The sequence below is a fragment of the Catenovulum agarivorans YM01 genome (assembly GCF_000281085.1).
In the GTDB taxonomy this organism is placed as follows: domain Bacteria; phylum Pseudomonadota; class Gammaproteobacteria; order Enterobacterales; family Alteromonadaceae; genus Catenovulum; species Catenovulum agarivorans.
The window spans coordinates 21,009-33,262 of sequence record NZ_JH767522.1; the positions used below are offsets into that span (position 1 = coordinate 21,009).

7 protein-coding genes are annotated in these 12,254 nt (G+C 39.4%); 6 read left to right on the forward strand and 1 reads right to left on the reverse strand.

Going from position 1 to position 12,254, the window contains the following annotated elements:
- The first annotated feature begins 339 nt into the window (after positions 1–339).
- The 3 genes from WSC_RS21670 (at position 340) to WSC_RS21675 (ending at position 5,346) form a co-directional block, all read left to right on the forward strand.
- Positions 340–1,809, forward strand: a complete 1,470-nt coding sequence (locus WSC_RS21670; protein ID WP_082196102.1) for a glycoside hydrolase family 28 protein — start codon at positions 340–342, stop codon at positions 1,807–1,809.
- 108 nt (positions 1,810–1,917) lie between these two features.
- Positions 1,918–3,612: a glycoside hydrolase family 88/105 protein gene (locus WSC_RS0102795; RefSeq protein ID WP_016954380.1), complete on the forward strand. Its 1,695-nt coding sequence runs from the start codon at positions 1,918–1,920 to the stop codon at positions 3,610–3,612.
- Between the two features lie 288 nt (positions 3,613–3,900).
- The gene (locus WSC_RS21675) at positions 3,901–5,346 is read left to right on the forward strand and encodes a sulfatase family protein (RefSeq protein ID WP_016954381.1); all 1,446 of its coding nucleotides are present in this window, start codon (positions 3,901–3,903) and stop codon (positions 5,344–5,346) included.
- 49 nt (positions 5,347–5,395) lie between these two features.
- Here the strand turns inward: WSC_RS21675 and WSC_RS0102805 are convergent, their stop codons facing one another.
- Complete coding sequence (locus WSC_RS0102805; RefSeq protein ID WP_016954382.1) at positions 5,396–6,637, reverse strand: hypothetical protein; 1,242 nt, start codon at positions 6,635–6,637, stop codon at positions 5,396–5,398.
- 544 nt (positions 6,638–7,181) lie between these two features.
- On the opposite strand from WSC_RS0102805, the gene WSC_RS0102810 reads away from it, so the two are divergent.
- The 3 genes from WSC_RS0102810 to tatA all read left to right on the forward strand — a co-directional run bounded on the left by WSC_RS0102810 (position 7,182) and on the right by tatA (position 12,233).
- On the forward strand, positions 7,182–10,073 hold the full coding sequence (locus tag WSC_RS0102810) for a TonB-dependent receptor (RefSeq protein WP_016954383.1): 2,892 nt from the start codon (positions 7,182–7,184) through the stop codon (positions 10,071–10,073).
- 129 nt (positions 10,074–10,202) lie between these two features.
- Entirely contained in the window at positions 10,203–11,900 is a 1,698-nt protein-coding gene (locus WSC_RS0102815) for a right-handed parallel beta-helix repeat-containing protein (protein WP_016954384.1), read from the forward strand.
- A gap of 105 nt (positions 11,901–12,005) precedes the next feature.
- Complete coding sequence (tatA, locus tag WSC_RS0102820) at positions 12,006–12,233, forward strand: twin-arginine translocase TatA/TatE family subunit (RefSeq protein ID WP_016954385.1); 228 nt, start codon at positions 12,006–12,008, stop codon at positions 12,231–12,233.
- Positions 12,234–12,254 lie beyond the last annotated feature (21 nt).

The window sequence follows — 12,254 nt, forward strand, 5'->3', positions numbered from 1 at the left end:
CAAACTGGCAAAATAGCCTGCTCACTCAACTGATACATGTACGAAAATTTAAACAAGTGAGGCTCAAGCGAATTCAAACTCGTGCTATTAGTAATCTGCGAAAATTACCCGCTATTCACTCGTTAAGATGTTTGTTAATTTGTTTAACAATATTCATCCATCCAAGCGCACCAAGTCAACGTTTAACCTGATTTTAACTGTTTACATAACCGTTACAGGCCATGTTTCACGGGGCTTTTAATTGACACTCACCTATATTTTTGTAAGTTTCAACAAGGTAAATATTTAGTTAAAAACTTGAGTTTATCGAATAAACTTTTTAAATATCAGGATAAAAAAATGGCGATTAATGAAAGACGAGATTTACTAAAAAAAGCTTTGGCCCTTGGAGCAGTTTCTTCCGTGGGAATGAGTCTATCTTCATGTGCATCAGCAACAGGTACCAAGGCGATGCCAAACTTAGCTTCTGCAGATCCACAATTTGATATCAACACCGCTTGGTCAAAAGCTGATGAAATTGTCAACAATATCAAGCTACCTGTTATTCCGAAAGTCAGATTGAATATTGTTGATTTTGGCGCCAAACGTGGACAATCATTTGATTCACTTCCAGCATTAAAATTGGCCATTAAAGAATTAGCGCGATTAGGTGGTGGCACCATAGTCATTCCAAAAGGTATTTGGCAATTAGATGGCCCAATCCACTACGTCAGCAACATGGAAATCCATCTAGAAGAAGGTGCTCATGTTAAATTTGGCGCAGGTGGCGAAAATTACTTACCTCTAGTTAAAACTCGCTGGGAAGGTACTGAGTGCTACAATTATTCACCATTTATTTATGCACTAGCATGCCACAATATAGCGTTGACTGGTAAAGGGAAAATTGATGGTCAAGGGTTCGATAATTTTTTACCGTGGCGTAAAAAGCAAAAGAAAGACCAACGCAACCTAAGAGATATGGGTAGAGATGGCGTACCAGTTGAAGACAGAATTTTTGGCCCTGGCCACTACTTACGTCCACAATTTGTGCAATTTTTCAATTGTAAGAACGTATTAGTAGACGGAGTTACTTTAGTCGATTCACCATTCTGGTGTGTGCATCCGGTTTATTGTGATCAAGTAATAGTTAGAAACATTACTATCGATAGTGATCACATCAACAGTGATGGAGTTGATCCTGATTCAAGCAGCAATGTGCTTATTCAAAACTGTGTATTTTCAGTTGATGATGATGGCGTTGCCATTAAAGCCGGGCGCGATCAAGACGGTTGGCGAGTAGGTAAGAAAAGCTACAACATTGTTGTACGCGACTGTGAATATGTCGGGGCTAAAGGCGGTGGTATGGCCATAGGCAGCGAAATGTCAGGTGGGGTAAGTGACGTATATGTTGAAAATTACAAGATTCCAAAATGTCGTCATATGCTCTACTTCAAAGCAAATAACGATCGTGGTGGCAAAATTGAAAGAGTTTATATCAGAAATTGCCGTTCTGATTACGCTGAGTCGGTTATTATTTTCACCAACGACTACCACAGCTACCGCGGTGGCAACGCACCAACAACCTTCCAAGACATTTTGCTAGAAGACGTTAAATGTAAAGACTCAGAAGTCGGTTTACATATATTCGGCAATGCAAGTGCACCTGTGAATAACGTAGTATTAAGAGACATCGAGATAGGAAACTCAGTTGTTCCGGCACAAATTAAACATGTAAATAATTTACACATGTCAAATATAAAGATTAACGGCAAGAAATTTACCGAGGAAATGGCGCGAGCTCAACCTTTGAAAGCCGACCCTAAAATGTAATTAGTCTCACATATTCCAACATGGCACCTTTAGGTGCCATTAATTCTTAGGATACCAATCACAATGACATTAATAAAACACAGTAATCATAGGATAATCCAATCCTGTGTGAACATCTCCCTACTATGCTGTGTACTATTTGCAAACCCAGTTAAAGCTGCTTCTCCTAAAGAGGTTGCACATACAGTTGCACAGAACATTGTAAACTCAACCCAGTTTACCCTCGTAGATAAACCAGCAAGTTGGTCGCAGAAAGACAGTTATATCATTAGATTTAATGATATAACTGTCGAACCAAATCAAACCTATTTGGCTAAAACCAAAGTTGTATTGGATCTTGATGAATTTGAAAATCAACGAGATCCATCCCAGCAGAAATTGTTAGCACTTAGCCATACGCCAGGTAAACTGAAAGTTTTTCACAATGACAGCTTGGTTTTAGAGTCTACCAGCAAAAAAAATCAGTTTTTTAAAAAAGTAGACTATCAACTCAATCACTATGCCTCAGGTGTAGCGCTTAAATTCGTGGATGGTGACACTATCCAGTTAGAGTTTACCCCTTTTGATGCTAAGCCAAACATCATATTGGCACCAATTTACGCAGATACCGGCATGCGCTCAAGAAAAACTAAATTTTTGTTCGAGCTAGCTGGCAAGAAAGCGCCTTTCGCCTTGTCTAAACAATCACAATCAAGTACTGCAAAATGGGCATTGCAGACTCGGCCAATCATAACTGACATTGACGACAAACTAGATTTTTCAGATTTCCGTTATTTTACAGGCACCATATTGGATGCCATGCAGCAATTGAGTGATTACTACGACACCGACCAATTTCTGGCATATATGGAAAAACATCAATCGTTTTTCTTTACTCATTACCCGAATATCTTAAAACAACGAGAAGAACTGAACGTTATCGCTGGTCCATTCTCGCATGCAGACAGATTCATGCTGTTAGATGATTTTGGCCCCCAAACCGCAGCTTTTATTAATTCACTGGCTCGAGAAGGACGTAACCTATCTTTCTACAAAGAAAAACAAATGTTCTTGAAGCGAGCTCTAGAACAAATTCAGTATATACCTAGACTTGAAGACGGTACTTTTACTCGCGTAACACCTTATCCATATACAGTTCAATCTGATGACCTTTTCATGGGAGGCTTGTTTCTAATCCGCGCTAGTCAGTACTTAAATGACAAAGCTCTGCTAGAAGAAGCTCTTTTGCAGATACTTAACTTTCATAAACACTTGTTTGATGAGCCTACAGGTCTATACCGACATGCATATTATGCGAGCATAGACGAAAAAGCTTCAACAATTTGGGGGCGTGGCGTAGGCTGGATGGCCATGGTATACGTCGAATTGTTAGACATAATTCCGCCTGAACATCCAAAATATCAACACCTATTGCAAAACTTTATCGTCTTCTGTGACGCTATGGTGACCTATCAAAATAAAACGGATGGACGTTGGCATCAGGTATTAAACGATGACACGAGTTACTTAGAAACTAGCGTAACAGCCATGTTTTTGCGTGCTCTTGCAACAGGCGTTGCCGAAGGTTGGTTAACCGACCCAAAATATAAAAAATCAGCGCATTTAGCTTGGAAAGGGTTAACAAGCCAGATCGCACCTAATGGCGATGTAAAAGGCATAGTGCGTGGCACCCCCATATTCCCTTACCCAGAAGACTATAAAAAGCATACACCAAGGCTAAACGATCCGAGAGGATTAGGCGCAGTGATATATGCAACTATTGCTATGGACAAAATGTTAAAAGTTTATCCAGATGGCCAATAAATCTTAGCAGAAAAATGGCTGTACTTGCGGAAAATTGCAAGTCAGCCAACAAAAATGAAACATAAAGGTGTTGCTAAAAACAGCTTAAAGATATTTAGCCAAACACAAAGCTATTCTTTATTTTACAAACACTTGAAAAAGTTACCTCTATGTTCCTTAACTGTTTCCAAACCTCTCAACTATTGCCCAATGGGGATAGTTAGAAAATACTGGTAACAACATACTTACGTATAAAAACATTGCATGTGGAATTCACATGCAGAATATTAATGTCTAGGAGTTTGCAATATGGCAATTTTATGTCAGTTACAAAACAATATTTTCCCCAGAAGTTATAGCAGTTTCTGGGTACAACGCATCAACAGTTTGTTACTGTTAAGCTTAACGCTTTTGTGTATCTGTACACCGATAAATCTTCATGCTTCAACAGCAAAACCAAACATTTTAATCTTGGTAGCTGACGACGCAAGTTGGCGCGATTTCGGTGTTTATGGTAACGAACTTATCGATACACCAAATATCGATCGTATAGCAAACAATGGTTTTTTATCAACCAATGCATTTTTAACAACGTCTCAATGTTCCCCTTCTAGAATTAGCATTTTATCTGGCCGTTATCCTCACTCTACTGATGCTGAAGATTTACATATGCCAGCTCCTGAAGGTTTAAAACTAATCCCTTCATTTTTAAAAGATTTAGGCTACTCGAGCGCGTTAATTAGAAAATCACACTTGGGCAAGAACGGTGACAAGCAATTTGATTTTTATAGTAAAAACCTAGCTGATTTCCCAGAATTTTTGAACAAAAACGGTGACAAACCATTTTTTGCGTGGATTGGTTTTAAAGACCCACACAGGCCTTACCGCCCTACAAACATTGAGCCACCACAGAAGCCAGAAAATGTTAAAGTCGCACCATTCTTAATTGATGATACGGCAACCAGAGGAGACCTAGTTTTATACTATGAATATATTCGACGCATGGATGGGAAAATTGGTGTTTACATCGATGAATTACAACAAAGAGGTTTATTGGAAAATACACTCATAGTGTTCATTTCTGACAATGGTGCCCCATTCCCACGAGAAAAAGGTTCACTATATGATAGTGGCGTCAAAACCCCTTGGGTTATGCAATGGCCTGCTAAAATGCCTGCAGGTAAATCGAGTGATGCCTTAATCAGTGTTATCGACCTTGCGCCAACCTTATTAGACTTAGTGGGCATTAAGCAGCCTGCAAGCATGCAAGGTACGCCAATTAAAGGTTTAGTTGAAGGTAACCCAGCACCGCGAGATTATGTATTTTTTGAACGTAACTGGCACAATATCGACGAGCATATGCGAGGTGTTAGAAACCATAGATATAAATTAATTCGTAATGCTTACCTTGAACACCCACACGGCACCGCATCTGATATCGGTGACAGTCCTTCTTACTTAAGTTTAATTAAAGCACGAAACAACCAACAACTAACCAAAGCACAAGCTAGGTTATTTGAAATGCCACGGGCAGAATATGAGCTTTATGATGTTGAAAATGACCCGTATGAATTGAACAACTTAGCAGGGCAGGCTAAATATGCAGCCATTCAAGCTGAGCTAACAAAAGCGCTCGACAAGTGGCTTGCAGAAACCAATGACTTTCCGCCAAGTGAACGCCGTAGACACAACAATACCGATCTACACAGCGGCGTGAAGTTTGACCAAACCAAACTTCCACCACGCATAAACTAACCTAACAACAGGCTTGGGTAGAACCAACATTATCTACCCAAGCTCTGTTTTAAAGTGCGCCTTCAGAAATCTCTAATACCTGCTTAATTTCACTCTTATAATCAGCATAGTCATAACCATTTACTTCATAAAGCACATCGAAACTAGCTTGCAAATTTAAACTATTTGCTTCAAGTGCATTCTTTAATATCTCAAAGTCACTAGCGTAAGTTACAGCCCGAGTTGCTTGCATGATGCCAGTGTCAGTAAACCCGGTCAAAAACAGCCCTAAAGTACCATTATCGCGATTAAGTTTTGCAACTACGCCGAAGTCCATATGCTCTCCTTGCACATTACCAACCCTTCGATATTTGTTTTGATTTTTATCCGACAATGACTTTTGACAATCCTCTTCACAAAAATAATTGGAAGTTTCAAAATAGCTCCCTAATATCCCCATGGTTTTATACATACCTAAATAAATGAAGTTAGTATCACGTAATACTTTTGGATCAAGATCAGACAATGTTGTTATCTCATATTTAATACCGTTAAGTTCCAACATTTTGGTCACTTTAGTCAGTGTATACGCGGAAGATTGCATTAAAAAACGGTTGGAAGTTTTGCTGATATTTCCCGAACTTTCATCGAATTCTTTCAACCAATGAGTAAACCCTTCATCAGAGTTTACTTTTGGGTTTCTGGCCAAGAATCTTACGTTAGAATTTGGTTCCCTGTAATGGAACAAATATAAATCCCCCAAAACAACATAAGTTAATTTTTTGTTTTTGCCAAATTCAGACCAAAATAGATTTGCTGGATTATTCATCGTAGGTTTATTCGAATATTGCAAAAAATTGCTCGTCCATGACAAAAGCAGCAAGACACTCAAAGCAATAATAATCCATGTCCGTCTGTGAATTTGTTTGATATCAGACAACCCCCAACGAGTCTCTGTAGCTTCAACTTGATCTGTTGGGGTTAAAATCACTTCATAGCCACCTTTGGGAATAGACAGGCGGGCACTTATTTGACGCTCCTTGTCGGCGTTATAGATATCATCAATTTTTTTTCTGAGTTTATGTACATAAACTCTAACCAAAGAATCATTCGATGGATCATAACTTGTGTCTTTTCCAAAAACTTCAACACCAATAGAAATTTCTTTGGGCACCTCATTGTTTAAAGTTGAATTCACCAAATAAACAAATAATTTTGTAAAAATTGCTGATTTAGTAAATTGTTTAGCTTCTAAAAGACGCGATGCTTCTATTGCAATCGGGTCGTCGCTCCCATTAAAACGATCGGTCATGGCATAGCCCTATGGTTCTATATACAAGTTTCATCGATACGCAGCTAAGCAGCTAATTAAGCATTAGACAGGAAAACGTATGTAGTTAGTTAAAAATACGTGCCTAACAATTAGCTTGGATAAGTTAAACACAAATCTAATTATAACAGTTCTTTTACTTTTCGACCGAAATCCCAGTCCTGTGTAAGTGTTAAGCTGGATGCATTATTATCCTGAAAACAGCTGGATTATCAAATATGACCAACGTCCATTTAATGTAATTGCATTGGCTTTTTCATATTAGGACGTCTAATATTTAGTGATATTTCTTCTAGATACCATAGGGACAAAAATAAAAACTTGCATTTAAATTCAATTACTTACAAAAATCACCATTTTATCGGTAAATAAATAAAATTGCTAACCGTTGTGGTATTAACAGGTAACTTAGCGTTAACAATATGTTATTAACCGTTCTCCAACCCCCGTATTGTTGCGACAGGGTCGAAAAAGTTTAAATTTATGTAACGAACCAATTAAAAACAGTAACAACGGGTAGCAACAAATGAACAAAACACGTAACAAATTATCTTGGTGTATATCGACAATACTGTGTGCAAACTTTGCGGGGCTTTCAACTGCAGCTATGGCACAAGACGAAACAAAAGCTGAAGAGCAATCAATAGAAACAATTGAAGTTACTGGTCTGCGCAGACAATTGCATGCTGCAGCTCAAATTGAAAGAACCGCTAAAAACGTGGTTACAGTAATGACAGCCGATGATGTTGGTAGTTTCCCAGATCAAACCTTAGCTGAATCACTCTCTCGTCTAGCAGGTGTAGCAGTAGAGGGTGAAGAAGGTGAAGGACGCTTTATTTCAGTTCGAGGCCTACAACCAGCATTTGTTCAAGTCACTATCAATAATGCTCAATTAGGTGCATCTGATCCAAACGGAAAACGCTCGGTTGCGTTAGATGTTGTACCAGGCGACTTATTCCAAGAAGTTTCCGTCGGTAAAACATTATTACCAGATACAGATCACGATTCACTTGGTGCCAAAGTAGACTTACGACCTTTATCTGCATTTAGACGTGGAAAAGGCTCTTCGGCAAATATTTCTTTACGAACTCAATATAAAGAATTAGCAGAACAATTCGATCCAGACATTCGTGCTGACTTTACCAAAATCTTCAACTCCGGCGATAGTCGTTTTGGTATTGCTGCTGCAGTAAGTTACTCAGACTTTGCAGTACAAGGTGACCAATTACGCTCAACCTCAGGAAACGGTATTGAAAAAACCCTAAGCGCAGAACAAAAACAAGATAACATCGCAGATGACGAGCAAGTTATTTGGGCCATCCAAGAGCTAGACCAACGAATGGAGCGAGGCTCACGTGAACGTGTAGGCGGCACATTAGTGTTGGATTTTGAGCCTAATGATGCATGGCGTCTTCAACTATCCGGTATCTACGGAACACTAGACGATGATGATATTCGTGTACAGCAAGAAGTTGCGTTGCGAGGTGCAAGTGACAGCGAAACAATAGAAAGCGAAAAAGGTCACGGCATATTTAGTGACGTAAATATTGAGCGCCAAATGTTCTTCGTCCCCACTAAAGAAACAACTCAAGCGATTCATTTTGAGGGCGATTATCTATTTGGTAACGATGATTGGAAACTGAGTTTTGCCGTTGACCACTCAACTAATGATTTTGAATTTGGTCAAGCACGACGTGGTACCTGGATTCTTCGCGACACAATCGTCGATGCGACCTGGAGCGCAACCGATGCAGAATATACATTTTTAGGTACAGGTGATTTTGATAAGCCAGATAAAATTGATTATACATTTGTGCCAACACCAGCAGATTTCGAGTTAGTACAAATAGGTGCGGTCCGAGAGACCCGCCATGACGAAATAAACTCATTTAACATTGATTTACAACATGACTTTTATATTGGTGATAGCTTTGCCACATTTAAAGCTGGTATAAAATCCCGTGAGCGTGAACGTGGCTACAGTCGTGGTGCCAGATTTGAATCCATTAACACTAACGAAGAAAAAGAAGCTATTGAAAGCTTAGGTATACCAACAACATTAGATGGCTTACCTACCTTCGTGCCAGAAACAGGTTTTGACATCAACGGTGGTATACCTGGTGGTGCAGTATTTCCAACTATAGAGTTTGCCAGAGAATACTTAGAAACCGCACGTGCAGCTGTGGGTATCGAGCCAGACGCAACCACCGAAGATTATCAAGCTGGTGAAGATACTGACGCAGCATACGCCATGTTATCTGTTGAGTTATTACCAGAGCTTGAAGTTATCGCTGGTGTTCGCTACGAAAAAACTCAATATTCAGCTACAGGCTTAACCGATCGCTCTATTAGATTAGACAGATTAAACCCTGAGTCAGATCAAAATGACGAAATAATCACGGAAGATCTAGCTGACACATCAGCCTTTGAAACATACCGCCACAGCTACGATAATTATTTTCCAGCAGTGCATATTAGATATGATTATTCTGACGAAGTGGTTGCAAGATTGAGTCTTTCAAAAGGCCAAGTTCGCCCAGGCTTTGGCGAGGCCAACGGCATAATCGAAGAAACTTATGAATTTCTAGAACAAAGTGCTGATGTGAGTAATGAATGTTCTGGCTATACCAGTTTTACCTTTGAAGACAACACCTACTCTGTCTGCTCTAATCGTGAAAACTACACAATTAAAACTGAGGGTGGTAATCCATTCTTAAAACCACAAATTGCCAATCAAATTGACTTTAATCTGGGTTGGTATCCGTCTGCAGAATCAAGTTTAACCGCTTCTTTCTACTATAAGGACATCAAAGACTACATTATCCGTGTATCTACAAGTAACTCGGAACTGTTTCCATTGTTAGGTGGAAGTGAGGTAGACCCACTAACAGGCTTAGCTGCAACTGAGTTCATTAAACCTGTTAATGCCACTAGTGCTAAGTTGTTTGGTGCAGAACTAAATGGTCGCTACCAATTTAAAAGTCTTCCAGCACCATTTGATAACTTTTTAGTGACCGCAAATTTGGCGTTTATTGATGGTGAAACCAGCTCACCATTTATCGCAAACGGAGCCAAGATGTCGCTACTGGGGCAAGCTGATTTTATCGGTAATATGGCGCTCATTTACGAAGTTGATAAATTCAATGTTCAACTATCAGCTAAATATCGCACGGAACGTTTAGTTGAGATCAATGCAGATGTTCCTGAACGAACTGTCTACGATGAACCTGCGTTTAATTTAGGGATATCAGCACGTTACGACATAAGCAAAAAGCTTAGAGTATTTGGCAACATCCAAAACATCACAAATGAAACAGCTCAACGTTATTTCACTGGCGATGAAAGATCTGGGCGATTAGTTAATCGACGTGGTGAATTTGGTCGCACTATGCGAGTCGGAGTCGATATTAGATTCTAATCATCTTCAACTGGTGCCCGCTTTGTCTCAACAGAGCGGGCGCTAGCCTTATGTGTAAGCACATTAAGCAAGTAGCTTAAACCCACAAAACATACATACAACTAACATACACAACTAGAGGTATTTACTATGTCCATTAATAGACGAGAATTTGTGAAAGGTGCGGTTGCTACAGCTGTAGCAACCGCAGTTTGCGCTTCTATTGGCTTTTCTAACAGTGCCTACGCACTTGATTTAAACCATGAATTTAGTGCATACAACACCAACACCCCTGACTTAATTGTAAACGGAAATCAAGGATGGGGAATAACTCAGGTTAAAGTCCGCATTCCCGGTGCTTCTACAGTTAAAATCGCTACTAAATCACGGCCAATTGTAAATGGCGGTTCACTTGGTACCAGTTTAGTGATTGGTAAAAGTAGAATTTCCAACCACGAAATATCTGTACCTAATGGGCATGTCCTAACGGGTATAAAAATTAGCGCTGACGGAAAGTTATATGATGTGGCATTAAATACGGCTCCATTCCCAGCTGGATTGGAGGTTGGCAGCATTGTAAATGGTGGAGATACAGATCTACCGAGCGGTTCATTTGCCAAAGCTGCTGATGATGAATACATTACGGGTATCACATTGAAGGATACGTCTGGCGCTACATCTCCTACGCATTTGGGTCTTAAAGTTCAGAAATTATTAAGAAAAACCAGCATTGCTAATCAAAATCTAGTTGCACGAGTTAGAGATGACCTCATATTTTCTCAGTGCTTAAAAATCCATGTGTCTTCATCAAATGGTGATGATGCCAATGATGGCCTATTGCAAAGTACACCAGTAAAAACCTTAAATCGAGCCAAAGAAATTTGCCAGTTAAATACATCGGAGCTGGGCTTTGTTATTTTACTTAAAGGCGGTGATACCTTTAAAAATAACGATAATCCAATGACCAGTGCGATACTTACAGATCGCTTGCAAGCGGTGAAAAAAGAAAAATTCGCTTTCACTTGGGATCTAGACAAACACCTATTAATAACCACCTATAACAACGACAATCTCGCTGTACTTGGCAATGGCGGTTATGTAAAAGACAATCAGGCTGCTTCTTGTATTGGCGTAGATGCAAACTGTAAAAAAACCGTGGTATTTGAAAACCTCCATTTTACAAAGTGGCAAATTTACCCAATTTATTTATATTCGTATCGTCCAGATTTAGACAATACACTGACGGTACAGGACTGTTTGTTTACTGAAAACGGTACTTATTATTTCCCAGATGAAACCACTATCGTCAACAATTTGCCTGTATTTGGCGGCTCAATTATTCAAGTAAGACGTTCAGATGATGTGATTATTGCTAACAACATTATGAAAGATAATCATATTGCTCCGTATCATGAAACCAATACAGGCGGTAATGTCTACGATAGGTATCATGCCTTCTATATCGCAGATTCACTCAGAACCCAAGTATTTGACAATACCATAATGAATACTTCCGGTTCACCCGTGAAAATACGCACAAACAGTAGAGATGTGCGGGTAAGCAATAATGGATTTTATTACGCGGGAACTTCAACCCGAACCAACATAGTACAACAAGGCTGGTTGCGATTCAGTGGTGACTACAATATAGAAAAACGACCGCAAGACTGCACAGTTACTGGCAACGTGTTTTATGCTCCATTCCACACAGATGACTTTAATAATAATCAAACCAGTGGCGCCATTGTTTCGGCAATGATGTCTACATCCAAAGACTATATGACACAGGTTCATGGTTGGATGGGCAACAATGTCAGCGGTAATGATTATCAAGAGCAGTTTGAATAACGCGTCAATTTAAAACGCTAAATATTTATGCCGTTTACACGTGTAAACGGCATTACATCACGAGCATTCCAACCTTGTTACAACCCATTACCTAAGGAGCCAACTATGTTAGGTAGTATCAGTATATGGCAACTCGCCATTATATTAGTCATTGTCGTTTTACTGTTTGGTACAAAGAAATTTAAAAACATTGGCAGTGATTTAGGTGCGGCATTAAAAGGCTTTAAAAACGAATATAAAGCTCAAGATAGCACCAACCAAGATGACTCCGATTTTGCAGTAGCAAATCAATCAATACAAAACGAAAAGCCTCTATCTAATAGAAACGTTTAACAACCCCATTGTTGACTCATC

Coding starts and splice junctions, on each gene's coding strand:
- WSC_RS21670 (WP_082196102.1), top strand. CDS start 340: ATGGCGATTAATGAAAGACGAGATTTACTAAAAAAAGCTTTGGCCCTT.
- WSC_RS21675 (WP_016954381.1), top strand. CDS start 3,901: ATGGCAATTTTATGTCAGTTACAAAACAATATTTTCCCCAGAAGTTAT.
- WSC_RS0102805 (WP_016954382.1), bottom strand. CDS start 6,637: ATGACCGATCGTTTTAATGGGAGCGACGACCCGATTGCAATAGAAGCA.
- WSC_RS0102810 (WP_016954383.1), top strand. CDS start 7,182: ATGAACAAAACACGTAACAAATTATCTTGGTGTATATCGACAATACTG.
- WSC_RS0102815 (WP_016954384.1), top strand. CDS start 10,203: ATGTCCATTAATAGACGAGAATTTGTGAAAGGTGCGGTTGCTACAGCT.
- tatA (WP_016954385.1), top strand. CDS start 12,006: ATGTTAGGTAGTATCAGTATATGGCAACTCGCCATTATATTAGTCATT.